This window comes from Streptomyces sp. NPDC033216 (assembly GCF_055577115.1).
The window spans coordinates 622,892-635,690 of sequence record NZ_JBVIQK010000001.1; the positions used below are offsets into that span (position 1 = coordinate 622,892).

Consider the following 12,799-nt stretch of genomic DNA (forward strand, 5'->3'; position numbering starts at 1 on the left):
TCCGGCGGCCCGTGGGGTCACCGTGCGCGCCGGTGAGAGGCCCGAACGGCGGGGGCCGCCGGGGTGCGGTCACGTGGGCCGGTCGGCTGCACCCCTGGCCGAGCCGCCCAGGCCGGCGCCGGCGAACGCGATGTCCAGCCAGGCCGGAGGTGCCTCGGGCCGGGCGCGGGCGGGCCAGGACGAGGTAGGCGTGTCCGCGCTTCCGCACGGCGGCCGGCCAGCCGGGGGCAGCACGCATGGCGGGGGTGACCGATACGAACGACGAACGCGCCCGACGGCGTCCGGACACACCGCGGGTCCCGCACCGAGCAGGACGCCGGCCGCCGCGCACCCACCCACGCCGAGGGCCGGTCCCCCATGACGGGACCGGCCCTCCGGCAAGCCCGAGCGCGCGCCTCAGCCCTGGTGGGGCAGTCCGCCGAGGAGGTTCTGGGGGTTCAGGGCGGTCGTCGCGCCCTTGACGGTGTCGAGCACGAAGCCCTGGTCCTGCGTGTCGAGCGCGTTCGACTGGTGCTGGAGCGGCATCACGTCGCCGACGTCGAGGGGCCCCTGGGCGAGCGAGTTCACGGCGCCGTCGAGGCTGGTGGGCGGGAGGTCGGCCGGGGTCGCGAACGCGGGTGCGGCGGCACCGGCGATCACCATGGACCCGGCAACGACAACGGCGGCCTTCAGGGACTTCATCGGATTCCTTTCTTCGGCGACTCGGCAACTCAAGTCGCCATGCGGGGAGTGCAGACGCCGTGCCTAACGATCCCCGGGGGCGGCGGAAACCCCGCACGCTGAGGTTTCTGCACTCCGGCGCGCGCCCACCCGAACGCCGAGGTGCAGAAGGGGAATCGCCCGGCCGTCAGGCGGCGGGGACCGACGCGGGCGGCGTGACCAACGCGGGCGGCAGCAGTTCCGGCGTCCCGGCCGACAGCGTGACGGGCGGCTCCGGGCCGAGACGGCAGAGCGGGGTCTCGACCGGCAGCTCCGGCAGCGTCGGCAGGGCGGGCGCCACCGCCAGGGGGTGCCTCCGGGGCGCGTTGCGCGCGGTCCGGGTCCTCCAGGGTCGGCGGGACAGGCCGTCCAGCAGGAAGGTGGCCAGGCCGTGGGGTTCTGACCCCGCACACGGCGGGGAGTCCCCGCGCTGTCGAAGGCGTGACGCCGTCGGTCGTGCCCCCATTGGGGTGAAGCGTCCCCGATCGAGCCGCACCGTTCCGACACACATGACCGACTTCTCCGTATTGATCAGGACAGCGATTAGAGTGGCGGATCGTCCGCCGCACGCCTATTGCCAGCAAATCGCACCTTTTCGAAAGGTCCACGCCGGTATGCGCCATCCCCTGGGTCCGACGCTGCGCCGCGAGAACCCGAAGGAGCCGTCGCGGCACCTCCCGGCGGGGGACGGCTCCCACCCCGTCGACTCGCGGGCGGGTCAGGGGGTCCGGCTGCGTGGGGTGCCGATCCCGCGCGGTGCGGGTGGCGGGACCGGGCCGGTCGCCCACCACGGGGACCCTGGCCGTTCGAGTGATTCGCTCACGTTGTCGACCGGTTCGTGGCGTGTCGCGGCACCGTGCGACCCGGTCGATCCATCTGACAATGTGTTGAACTCCACGATCAGTGAGCCGGGGGCGGCGCCGGCGGCACGTGTCCCGGCTCACGCGAAGACGCTCGGCCACGACTGCGATGTGTCCGATGTGTTCGATCTGCGAGCGGGTTTGCGGCGTGGCGGTGACCAGCTGGCCTTCCGGCTCGTTTCCCCACGGGACGCGGCGTATGCCGGCGTGCTCTTCGTCGCCGTCGACACACGGAAGCAGTAGGCGCGTTCCCGCACCGTCCCGAGCGCCACCCGTGAGCGAGGAAACCGCGCGATGCATCAGCCAGAACCCGACGTCGGACCGCGGGTCCTGCATCTCACCCAACCCGTGGACGGCGGCGTCGCCCGCGTCGTGACGGACCTGGTGCGCGCCCAGCTCGCCACCGGGCTGCACGTCACCGTGGCCTGCCCCGACAGCCCCCTCGCCGAGGACCTGCGGTCCCTGGGCGCGGACGTACGGCGCTGGCAGGCGTCGCGGGCGCCGGGGCCCTCCCTGCCCGGCGAGGTGCGGCGTCTCCGACGGGTGTTGGAGGCGGCGCGGCCCGACCTGGTGCACGCGCACAGTGCGAAGGCCGGGCTGGTCGGGCGGCTCGCCGTACGGGGGCGGATCCCGACCGTGTTCCAGCCGCACGCCTGGTCGTTCGAGGCGGTCGGCGGGGCCACCGCCGCTCTCGCCCTGAAGTGGGAGCGTCTCGCGGCGCGTTGGGCCGACCGGCTGGTGTGCGTGAGCGAGGCGGAGCGGGAGACCGGACGGCGGGCCGGGATCGCCGGACGGTGGACGGTCGTGCCCAACGGCATCGACCCGCGGCGCTTCCACCCGGCGCCCGTAGCCACCGTGCGTGCCGCACTCCTGGCCGAGACCGCCCCGGCCGCCCCGCTCGTGGTGTGCGTGGGGAGGCTGTGCCGGCAGAAGGGACAGGACGTGCTGCTGGCGGCGTGGGACGCCGTCGCGGCCCGGGTGCCGGGGGCCCGGCTCGCCCTGGTCGGCGACGGCCCGGACCACGACGCGCTGCGCTCCCGCGCCCCGGAGTCGGTGCTGTTCGCGGGGTCCGTCGCCGACGCCGCCCCCTGGTACCAGGCCGCCGATCTGGTGGTGCTGCCCTCGCGCTGGGAGGGCATGGCGCTGGCCCCGCTGGAGGCCCTGGCCTGTGGGCGGCCCGTGGTGGTGACCGATGTGGACGGCGCCCGCGAGAGCCTGCCGGCCGCGCTCGCATCCCGCTGTCTGGTCGCCCCGGAGAACGCCGCCGAGCTGGCCCGGGCGGTCACCGAGCTGCTGCTCGACCCGCGGCTGCGGTCGTCCCTCGGCCAGCAGGGGCGCCGTTACGTCCTGTCCACGCACGACGTGCGGCGCACGGCCGAGCAGATCGCGGGCGTGTACCGCGAACTGCTCGGCCGGCAGCCGTCCGCCGCCGGCCGAACGGCGCGGGTCGTGCCCACCGAGTGCAGGGAGTCCATCCACTCGTGACTGCGGAAAGCACCGTCCCCTCCCCCGGCGTGCAGCCCGGGTTCGTCCACGTCTCGGTCCTGCCGCGGCGCGAGAGCGGAGCGGGATTCCGGTTCCCGGCCCGACGGCCCGCCACCCGGCCCGTCTCGCCGTTGCCCCTGCTGCTCACCGACGGTCTCGCCGCGCTGGCGGGCGCCCTGGCGCTGACCGGGGCACAGCGCCGCCCGCTGCTGGTCGCCGCGCTGGTGGCGGCGACGATGCTGCTGCGTCCGAACCACGCACGGCCGGTCTCCGGGATCCTGGACGAACTGCCCGCCGTCTGCGGCCGGATCGCGGTGGCCTGGCTCGCGCTGGGAGCGCTCCTGGCGGCGTACGCCCCGGCGCACGCGCTGTCCGCGCGCACCCTGGTCCTCGGGTTCGCCGCGCAGGCGGCGGCCGGCTGCGCCGGGCGGGCCGTCGTCCATCTGCGGCGGCGCCGGGCGCTGCTGCGCCGCCCCCGCTCCGCGCTCGTCGTCGGCCCGGCGGCCACCGCGCAGCGGGTGGCCGCGGCCGTGCTGCGCCACCCCCGCTACGGGGTACGGCCGGTCGGCGTCGTCGCCGAACACCCCGGCCACCCCGACGGCACCGACGGGCTGCCGGTCCTGACCAACGGTGAGGAGGTGCAGCGCGCCCTCATCCAGAACAGCGTCCGCGAGATCTTGTGCGTCCACCCCTCGGTGCGTACCGCGCAGGGCCCGCTGCTGCGGGCGCTCGCCGAGTCGGGCTGCACGGTGTGGGAGGTCGACGCCGACACCCCGTCGTACGCGACCCGTGAGCAGCTCGCCGGGTTCCCCTGCCGGCGGCTGGACATGGGCACGGGGCACGGCGGCGGCCTCGGCAAACGGCTGCTGGACATCGCGGTGTCCGGGACGCTGCTGCTCGCCGTCAGCCCGCTGCTGCTGGTCTTCGCGACGGTGTTGCGGCTGACCAGCGGACCGGGGGTGGTGTTCCGACAGGAGCGCATCGGCAAGGACGGGCGCCCGTTCACGCTGCTGAAGTTCCGCACCCACCGCCCGGTGGACGAGCACGAGTCCGCGACCCGGTGGAGCGTGGCCGGCGAAGTACGCATGAGCCCGTTCTGCCGCTTCCTGCGCGAGACCTCGCTGGACGAACTGCTCCAGCTGTGGAACGTGTTGCGGGGCGACATGAGCCTGGTCGGACCACGCCCCGAACGCCCCTACTTCGTACAGCAGTTCAGCCAGACCTACCCGGGTTACGCGGCCCGGCACCGGATGCGGACCGGGATCACCGGCCTCGCCCAGATCCACGGGCTGCGCGGCGACACCTCCATCGAGGACCGGGCCCGTTTCGACAACGCCTACATCGACAACTGGTCGCTATGGCAGGACGTCTGCATCCTGCTGCGGACCGCGGCCGCCCTCGTGCGACCGACCGGGAGCTGAAACCGTCCGATGAGTCTCGCCCTGCCCCTGCCCCGAACCCGGACGCTGTCGCCGGTGCTGCCCGTCGTCGCCGTGGTGGCCCTGCTCGCGCTGCCGGTCTCACCTGGCGGCGAGGGTGGCGCGGGACCGGCCGACGCGCTCTCCGCGCTCGTCGTGCTGTTCTGCGCGGTCCGGTTGCTGCGGCAGCGGCGGCGCCCCCTGTCCCGTACGGCGGCCGTGGTGCTGGGGCTGCCGGTGGCCGGGCTGGCGCTCGCCGCGATGGGCGCCTCCTCCCCGGGTGCCGGGATCGGTGGTCTCGGCCGCTACCTCCAGGTGTTCGTGCTGGTTCCGGCGGCGGTGCTGCTGCTGATCCGCGACCGGTCCGACTTCCGTGTGCTGGCCTGGTCGTTCGTGGGCCTCGCGGGCTGGCAGGGCGCGGTCGGCGTGCACCAGTACGTCACCGGGACCGGCGCCTCGTACCAGGGTGAGGAGATCCGGGCGGTCGGTACCTTCGGCGCGCAGGACGTGATGGGCATGGCGACGGTCGTGTCGTTCGGGCTGGTCTGCGCGGCCGGACTGGCTCTGGGCCGCTCCTCGGTGCGGCAGCGGGCGGTAGCCGCCGCCTGCGCCCTCGCTCTGCTGCTGCCCCTCGCGTTGTCCTTCAGCCGGGGCGCGTGGATCGCGACGGCGGTGACCTGCGCGGCGCAGCTGGCGCTGGCCGGGCTGCGGCGGGCGTTGGAGGTCGGAGCGGCCGCGGTCGCGGTGGGCGTGGTCCTGGTCGGCGGCTTCGGCGTGGGTACGGCGATGCTCCAGGAGCGCATCAGCAGCATCACGCAGGTCACGGACGCCCCCGACCAGTCGGTCACCGACCGGTACACGATGTGGGCGGCGGCGGCCGGCATGTGGCGTGAGCAGCCGCTGACCGGCGTCGGGTTGAAGGGTTTCCCCGAGCACCGGGACGCGCACGCCTCGCTGGCGCTGTCCGCCGGAAGCGACACCGAGGGCGCCGGCGCCGGCTACCGCAAGCAGCCGCTGCTCTCCCCGCACAACATGTACCTGCTGATCCTGGGCGAGCAGGGTTTGATCGGTCTGCTGGCGCTGGCCGGCGGCTGGCTGGCGCTGCTGGTGTGCGCGCTGCGCGGGCTGTTCCGCGCCCACCGGCACCGGGCGCCCGGCCTCGACTGCGCCCTCGTCGCCTGCGGCCTCCTCGTCTGGCAGCTCACCGACTTCCTGTACGCCGACATCGGCGGGCCTTCCACGGTGCTGACGGCGGTGATGCTGGGGCTCGCGGCCTGGTGGGCGCTGGTCGGGGGCGAGGAGGCTCCCGCGGACGCCTCCCACGCGGGGCGCGAAGGAGGCGCGAAGGCACGGGGCGACGGCGGGCGCGAGGAGGCGCTCGGGCGATGACGGTGACGCCTTCCCGGACCCCGCGGGCGGACGGCGACGCGGACGACGCCACGGTCGTACCGTCGGCGCGGCCCGCCGCACGGCGCGGGAAGCCGGCCGGCGCGTCGCCCGAGCTTCCCCAGGCGTCCCGTGGGTTCCTCGCTCGTGCCGCCCTCGTCACCGCCGTCCTGTCGGTGGCCGGGTCGCTGCTCGGGCTGGTTCGCGACCAGGCGCTGGCCCGGCTGTTCGGGGCGGGCCGGGACACCGACGCCTTCCTCGTCGCGTGGACGGTGCCGGAGTTCGCGGCCACGCTGCTCATCGAGGACGGGCTGGCGTTCGCGCTGATCCCGGCGTTCAGCATGGCCCTGGCCCGGCGCGCCCAGGGGGTCGGCGGCAATCCGGTCCGCGCCCTGGTCGCGGGGACGCTTCCGCGGCTGTCGCTGGCGTTCGTCGCGGTCGGCGTCCTCGTCGCGACCCTGGCCCGGCAGCTGGTCGGGGTTCTCGCGCCCGGTCTGCCCGACCCCGGGCTGGCCGTCGACTGCACGCGGCTCACCGCGACGTGTGTGGTGAGCTTCGGGCTCGCCGGGTATTGCAGCGCGGCCCTGCGCGCGCACCGGCGGTTCGTGGCGCCGGCGGCGATCTACGTGGCGTACAACACCGGAATCGTCACGTGGATGTTCGCGCTCGGCGAGCGCTGGGGGGTGCGGGCGGCTGCGGCCGGGGTCGCGGTGGGTGGGTGCCTGATGGTCGCTGTTCAAGTTCCCTCGTTATGGCGGCAGTTGCGCAAGCGCGGCGTGGAGACGGCGGGCGTCTCCGAGGCGCCGCGACCGCTCGGTGGGGCTGTCGTGGCGACCGTGCTGCTGTTCGCGATGTGCCGTCAGTCGCAGGTCCTGGTCGAGCGGTTCCTCGCCTCACAGCTGCCGTCGGGGGCGATCTCGCATCTCAACTACGCGCAGAAGGTCGCGCAGATGCCGATGATCCTGTCGCTGATGGTGTGCACGGTCACCTTCCCGGTGGTCGCGCGGGCGCTGGCCGAGGGCGACGCCGAGCGGGCCCGTGACCGGGTGCAGCGGGACCTGGCGCTGGCCGCGTGCGTGGTGCTGCTCGGCACGGCGGCGGTCGTCGCCTGTGCGCCGCAGATGATCGAACTGTTCTTCCAGCGGGGCGCGTTCACCGCGCGGGACACCGCGGCCACGGCCGGCGTGATGCGGGTGTACGCGATCGGGCTGCTCGGCCAGACCCTGGTCGGGGTGCTGGCCCGCTCGTACTTCTCGACGGGCCGCGCCGCCTGGTACCCGGCCGGCGCGATGGCCGTCGGGATCGTCCTGACCTCCTGGCTGGGCGCGCTGTGCGTGGCGCCCTGGGGGGTGTACGGGATCGCCGCCGCCAACGCGGCAGGCATCACCGTCACCGCCCTGGTGCTGCTGGCCGGCACCTCGGCCGGACCACCCGGCACACCTCCGAGGCGGGGAGCGCACCGCCTGCCGCGCTGTGTGCCGCTCCATGTCTCGGGGGTCCTGGCCGAGTTGAGCAGGCCGGTGCGGGCGGCCCTGACAGCCGCACCGGCCGGCGCCTTCGTCGGGGGCCGGTTCGGCCACCCCGCGGCGGGGCTGGCCGCCGGGACGCTCACCGTGACCGCCGTCTTCGTCCTGCTGGGCTGGGCGCTGGGCGCCCAGGGCATCGCCTCCGCATTCCGATCCGTACGTTCCGCGACCCGAAGGCTGCCACATGTCCGTTCCCTTTGACACCGTAACCGGCCCCGCCCCCTGGGTGGCGATGTACCACTCCGTGGGCGACTGCTCCGACGATCCGTACCGCATCACGGTCACACCCGAACGGCTGGACCGGCAGCTGGCCTGGCTGGCGGGGCAGGGACTGCGGGGAGTCTCGCTGGCCGAGCTGCTCGCCGCCCGCGCCCGGGGCGAGGGCCGCGACCTGGCCGGACTGACCTTCGACGACGGCTACGCCGACTTCCTCACCGGCGCCCTGCCCGTGCTGCGTCGGCACGGCTGCACCGCGACCCTCTTCGTGCTGCCCGGCCGGCTCGGCGGCGACAACGCCTGGGACCCGCTGGGCCCGCGCAGACCGCTGCTCACCGCCGACGGCATCCGCGAGGCCGCCGCCGAGGGTGTCGAGATCGGCTCGCACGGCCTCACCCACGTCGACCTCACCAAGGCGGACGACCGCACGCTGGAGGCCGAGACCGCCGGCAGCCGCGCCGCGCTCGCCGAGCTGCTCGGCACCGACGTCGCGGGCTTCTGCTACCCGTACGGGACGATCGACCGGCGGGCCGTGGACGCCGTACGGGACGCCGGATACGCGTACGCCTGCGCCATCGACCCCGGTCCGCTGACCGGTCGGCACGCCCTGCCGCGCGTCCACATCGGGCAGAACGACACCACCGCCCGGCTGTTCCTCAAGCACCGGCTGCACCGGCTGCGCCGCCGTCCCGTGGCAGGCCTGCGATGAAGGTGCTGCACATCATCACGGGCCTGGGCGTCGGCGGCGCCGAGCAACAACTGCGGCTGCTCCTCCAGCACCTGCCCGTCGACTGTGACGTCGTGACGCTCACCAACCCGGGGTCGGTGGCCGACGGGCTGTCCGCGGACGGGGTGCGCGTCGTCCACCTCGGCATGGCCGGCAACCGCGACCTGGCCGCCCTGCCCCGCCTGGTCCGGATCATCCGCTCAGGACGCTACGACCTCGTCCACACCCACCTCTACCGCGCCTGTCTCTACGGCCGCCTCGCCGCCCGGCTCGCCGGGGTGCGCGCGGTCGTCGCCACCGAACACTCCCTGGGCGACTCCCAGATGGAGGGCCGCCCGCTCACCCCGGCGGTCCGTGCCCTGTACCTGGCCGGGGAGCGGCTGGGCCGCGCCACGGTCGCCGTCTCCCCCACGGTCGCCGAACGCCTGCGGCGCTGGGGTGTCCCGGCCGACCGGATCGAGGTCGTCCCCAACGGCATCGACCTGGCCCGCTTCCGCTTCGACCCGGTCCGGCGCCACCGCGCCCGCCGCCGCCTCGGCCTGCCCGACCACGCGCGGGTCATCGGCGCCATCGGGCGCCTCCACGCGGGCAAACGCTTCGACGTCCTGATCAGCGCCCTCGCAGGCCTCCCCGCCGACCACTATCTGCTGCTGGTCGGCGGTGGCCCCGAGGAGAGCGCTCTGCGCCGCACCGCGCGCGAGGGCGGGGTCGCCGACCGGATCCTGTTCACCGGCGAACGCCCGTGCGTCCCGGACGGCGGCCCCGGCCCCGATCTGCCCTCCCTGGTCTGCGCGATGGACGTGCTCGCCTCCCCCTCCCCCGACGAGGCGTTCGGCCTGGCCGCCGTCGAGGCCCTCGCCTCGGGACTGCCCGTGCTGTACACGTCCTGCCCGGCCATCGAGGACCTCCCCGCGCACGCCGCCCCCGCCGCCCGGCGCGTCACCGGTGGCCCCGAGGCGTTCGTCCGGGCCCTCGCCGGGACCCGCACCGCCGCCCCCGGCCCGCGTACCGCGCCCGAGGCCGCCCGCCACTACGACATCACCCGCAGCGCCGCCCGGCTCATGGACGTGTACACGGCCACCGTGGCCCGACGGCCCCTGCCGTCCCCGTCGTCCGCTCCGTCACCTCAGGGAGTCCCGTCCTCATGACCGACAACCCCACCCGACCGCACCGCCGATCCGGCGCCCTGGGCCGCCGCGCCAAGACGCTCCCACCGTGGTCCCTGCTCGCCGCGGGCGCCCTCACCGGCGGCCTCCTGGGCGGCGCGTACGGCGCCCTGAAGCCGCCCGTGTACACGGCCACGGCGTATGTGGTCGCCGTCCCGACCGAGAAGTCCGACCCGGCGGCCGCACTGGGCTTCGCGCAGGCCTACGGCCGGGTCGCCACCCAGCTCGCGGTGCTCGGGGACGCGCAGGTGTGGGCGGGCGTACCGGTGGAGACCCTCCAGGGGGCGGTGCGCACGGCGACCTCGCCCGACGCGCCGATGGTGTCGATCACCGCGACCTCCTCGCGCGCCGACCTGGCCGCCGACATGGCCAACGCGGTGTCCCGCGCGCTCAACCGGCACGCCGCCGACGCCAAGGCCACCACCGCCGTCGAACTCGAACCGTTCGCCCGCGCGGTCGAGCCCACCGAGCCCTCCTCCGCGTCCGCCGCGGTGACCGGGCTGGTCGGCGCGAGCGCGGGCGGCCTGCTGGGCGGCCTGTTCCTGCTGGTACGGCCGCGGGGGAACCGGCACGAGCCGGGGAGACCGGCCGCCGTGCCCAGTCCGGCACCAGCCGCCGACGCCCACGGAACGCTGTGAAGCCGGCGTACACCACCGAAGTCGTCACCGACGAGCAGCAATTCGCCACCCTCGCCCCCGCGTGGGCCCGCCTGTACCGGCGGTGCGCGGCGGCCACCCCGTTCCAGAGCCACGCCTGGCTGCACTCGTGGTGGCTGTCGTACGGCAGACCCGGCCGACTGCGGCTGCTGGTCGTGCGCTCCGGCGACGACCTCCTCGCCGTCGCCCCGCTGATGGCCGTACGCCGTCCGCTGCCCACCCTGGTGCCGCTCGGCGGGGCGATCTCCGACTACGGGGACGTGCTGGTCGACGACGAACGGGGAGAGACGGCCGTGGCCGCCCTCACCGAGGCGCTCGCGGCGGCCGCCCGCACCGCGCTGATCGACTTCCGCGAGGTCCGGCCGGGCGGCGCCGTGGAGCAGGTGTACGAACGCTGGAGAGGGCCCCGGCGGCGGGTGAGCGACTCGGTGTGCCTGGAGCTGCCCGCCGTACCGATGGACGAGCTGGTGGCCCGGCTGCCGTCGGCGAAGGCGCAGCGGGTGCGCGCCAAGCTGCGCAAGCTGACCGCGCTCGGCGTGCGGCGCGAGGTCGTCCGCCCGGACCAGGTGGACCCGGCGCTACGGCGGCTGCTGGAACTGCACCGGTTGCAGTGGCAGGGCCGGAAGGTGACGGACGAGCACCTGCGCCCGCGTTTCTGCGAGCACCTGGTCCGCTCGGTCGGGCCGATGGTGCGCTCCGGGGACGCGGTGGTCACCGAGTTCCGCCTCGACGACGACGTGGTGGCCGTCGACCTCACCCTGCTCTCGCGCCGCCTGGCCGGCGGCTACCTCTACGGCGCCCATCCGCGGCTGCGCGAGCACAAGGCCGACGTCGCGGTGATGCTGCTCGACGCCTGCTCGCAGCACACCCGCCACGAGACGCGCGGCACGCTGAGCCTGCTGCGCGGCAACGAGCCGTACAAGCACCACTGGCGACCCGAACCGGTCGTCAACCAGCGGCTGCTGCTGGCCCGGCGGCACACCGCCCCGTTGCTGTCGGCCGCGGTGTGGGACGTGGCCGCGCGACGGCGGGGCAAGGAACTGCTGCACCGCTGGGAAGAACGGTGGGAACAGCGGGAACGCGCCGGTGACGGCGGCTCCTGACGTGGGCCTGCCGCCACCGGGGGCGCGTCGCGGCAACCGCTCAGCGGTTGCGCAACCACCAGTCCACACGCACGCACAGCTTGCCGCCGATCCAGGACTCGACCCAGTCGCCGAGGTCCAGCCACGAGCAGTTCACCGTGGGCTGCGGGGTCGGTTCCGTCGAGGGTTCGGGGGTCGCCGGCACCGGGGTCGCGGGGGCGGTCGGCGCGGTCGGTGGGTCCGTCGGTTCGTCGGTGCGGCCGGAGAGCACCGCGCGGTAGACCTCCGACGCCCTCGGGTTCCGCGAGCACTGCCACACACCGTGCGGGCAGTAGTCGGTCACCGTGTTGTACAGCGGTCTGTGCTCGTCCATCCAGGCGAGCATGCGCCGCATGTATTCGGCGTTGTCACCGTTGCGGAAGAGCCCCCATTCGGGATAGGAGATGGGCTTGCCGTGACTTTTGGCGAAGTCCACGTGTTCCTGGAGTCCGTAGGGCTCCGCCACCTGCTCGTCGAAGGAGAACCCGCTCGGCTGGTCGTAGGAATCCATTCCTACGATGTCGACCGTGTCGTCCCCCGGATAGCACTGGGTCCAGGGAATGGCGTCCCGGCCACGGCTCGCTGTGAAGTCGAACTTGAATTCCTGGCCCGGCACCGCCCGCATGGCGGTGACGATCCGCCTCCAGTACGTCTTCCAGGCCTCCGGGTCCGGCCCGCAGCGATGGGTGTACGTGATGCCGTTCATCTCCCAGCCGAGCACGATCACCGTGTCCGGCGCGTTCGCCCGCACCAGCCGCTGGGCCAGTGCGCGGAAATGGTGATCGAACCGGCCGGCCGCGCCCTGCCGCAACAGCCACCGCACCTCGGCGTCGGACACGCCCTCCTCGTTGCGCTCCAGCATGGGGACGTTGAGGACGAGCATCCGGTCGTCCTTCTCGGCCCGCCAGTCGGCCCAGACGTCGAGGAAGCCGGGCTGCCCCTCGATGTTGCTCCACCGGTCGCCCGGCAGGTAGGTGTGGCCGACCCGCAGTTCGGTGCCGAGCCAGTCGCTGAACTGGGCCATCCGGGCCACGCCCCGCGGACCGAAGTGGAGATAGGCGCCGAAGGCGGGGCGGGACACGGCGGTCGGAGCCGGGGTCGGTGTCGGGGTGGGGGCCGGGGGCACGGACGGGGTCACGGACGGGGTCACGGTCGGCGCCGGCGTTTCCGCGGGCGCCGTGCTCGGTGCCGGTTCTGCCGTGGCGGGCTTCTGCGTGCCGACGGGGGCGGACACGGTCGGCGTGGGAGCGGGAGGATCGGCGACCCGCGCCACCCCCGCGCCCGCGGCGAATCCCGGGCCGGACGCCAGGGCCGCCGTCGCCGCGACCGCCGCCGCGACGACGGCCAGCCGCCGGGGCCGGGCGCATCGCTGCTGTGGGGTCATGCCTGCTCCCTGATCCACTCTCGTGCTGTCACCGATGCGCGAACGCCTTACCGACACTCAGTCATATGAAAGTCACATGAACAGCAACCACGCCACCGCCGTTACGGCTTTCGAGCGCCTTGATAGACCGCACCGGTGAAACAACCGAAGGAAAG

The 12,799-nt window shown here is 74.5% G+C and carries 12 protein-coding genes; 9 read left to right on the top strand and 3 right to left on the bottom strand.

The window, feature by feature from the left end; translation table 11 throughout:
- Window positions 1-396: 396 nt before the first annotated feature.
- Together ACZ5Y0_RS02705 and ACZ5Y0_RS02710 are read right to left on the bottom strand one after the other, a co-directional pair.
- Window positions 397-681 carry a hypothetical protein gene (locus ACZ5Y0_RS02705; protein WP_469126818.1) on the bottom strand — a complete coding sequence of 95 codons (285 nt, stop codon included), beginning with the start codon at window positions 679-681 and terminating at the stop codon, window positions 397-399.
- A gap of 166 nt (window positions 682-847) precedes the next feature.
- A complete protein-coding gene (locus ACZ5Y0_RS02710) occupies window positions 848-1,000 on the bottom strand; it encodes a hypothetical protein (protein ID WP_469126819.1) in 153 nt (50 codons plus the stop codon).
- 208 nt (window positions 1,001-1,208) lie between these two features.
- Between ACZ5Y0_RS02710 and ACZ5Y0_RS02715 the strand changes: the two genes are divergently transcribed.
- Genes ACZ5Y0_RS02715 through ACZ5Y0_RS02755 form a run of 9 tightly spaced genes read left to right on the top strand, consistent with a single transcriptional unit; the run spans window position 1,209 to window position 11,242 of the window.
- The gene (locus ACZ5Y0_RS02715) at window positions 1,209-1,802 is read left to right on the top strand and encodes a hypothetical protein (protein WP_469126820.1); all 594 of its coding nucleotides are present in this window, start codon (window positions 1,209-1,211) and stop codon (window positions 1,800-1,802) included.
- 51 nt (window positions 1,803-1,853) lie between these two features.
- On the top strand, window positions 1,854-3,044 hold the full coding sequence (locus ACZ5Y0_RS02720) for a glycosyltransferase (protein ID WP_469126821.1): 1,191 nt from the start codon (window positions 1,854-1,856) through the stop codon (window positions 3,042-3,044).
- Entirely contained in the window at window positions 3,041-4,465 is a 1,425-nt protein-coding gene (locus ACZ5Y0_RS02725; protein WP_469126822.1) for an exopolysaccharide biosynthesis polyprenyl glycosylphosphotransferase, read from the top strand. Before ACZ5Y0_RS02720 ends, ACZ5Y0_RS02725 begins: the two co-directional genes overlap by 4 nt.
- A gap of 9 nt (window positions 4,466-4,474) precedes the next feature.
- On the top strand, window positions 4,475-5,851 hold the full coding sequence (locus ACZ5Y0_RS02730) for an O-antigen ligase family protein (RefSeq protein ID WP_469126823.1): 1,377 nt from the start codon (window positions 4,475-4,477) through the stop codon (window positions 5,849-5,851).
- The gene (gene murJ / locus ACZ5Y0_RS02735; protein ID WP_469126824.1) at window positions 5,848-7,575 is read left to right on the top strand and encodes a murein biosynthesis integral membrane protein MurJ; all 1,728 of its coding nucleotides are present in this window, start codon (window positions 5,848-5,850) and stop codon (window positions 7,573-7,575) included. Before ACZ5Y0_RS02730 ends, murJ begins: the two co-directional genes overlap by 4 nt.
- A complete protein-coding gene (locus ACZ5Y0_RS02740; RefSeq protein WP_469126825.1) occupies window positions 7,559-8,299 on the top strand; it encodes a polysaccharide deacetylase family protein in 741 nt (246 codons plus the stop codon). The genes murJ and ACZ5Y0_RS02740 overlap by 17 nt, the downstream gene beginning before the upstream one ends.
- Window positions 8,296-9,465, top strand: coding sequence for a glycosyltransferase (locus ACZ5Y0_RS02745; protein WP_469126826.1), 1,170 nt, complete (start codon window positions 8,296-8,298; stop codon window positions 9,463-9,465). The genes ACZ5Y0_RS02740 and ACZ5Y0_RS02745 overlap by 4 nt, the downstream gene beginning before the upstream one ends.
- The gene (locus tag ACZ5Y0_RS02750; RefSeq protein WP_469126827.1) at window positions 9,462-10,121 is read left to right on the top strand and encodes a YveK family protein; all 660 of its coding nucleotides are present in this window, start codon (window positions 9,462-9,464) and stop codon (window positions 10,119-10,121) included. The genes ACZ5Y0_RS02745 and ACZ5Y0_RS02750 overlap by 4 nt, the downstream gene beginning before the upstream one ends.
- Window positions 10,118-11,242 carry a GNAT family N-acetyltransferase gene (locus tag ACZ5Y0_RS02755; RefSeq protein ID WP_469126828.1) on the top strand — a complete coding sequence of 375 codons (1,125 nt, stop codon included), beginning with the start codon at window positions 10,118-10,120 and terminating at the stop codon, window positions 11,240-11,242. Before ACZ5Y0_RS02750 ends, ACZ5Y0_RS02755 begins: the two co-directional genes overlap by 4 nt.
- Before the next feature lie 40 nt (window positions 11,243-11,282).
- Here ACZ5Y0_RS02755 and ACZ5Y0_RS02760 read toward each other — a convergent pair whose 3' ends face one another.
- The gene (locus ACZ5Y0_RS02760; RefSeq protein WP_469126829.1) at window positions 11,283-12,644 is read right to left on the bottom strand and encodes a glycosyl hydrolase; all 1,362 of its coding nucleotides are present in this window, start codon (window positions 12,642-12,644) and stop codon (window positions 11,283-11,285) included.
- Between the last annotated feature and the right edge of the window lie 155 nt (window positions 12,645-12,799).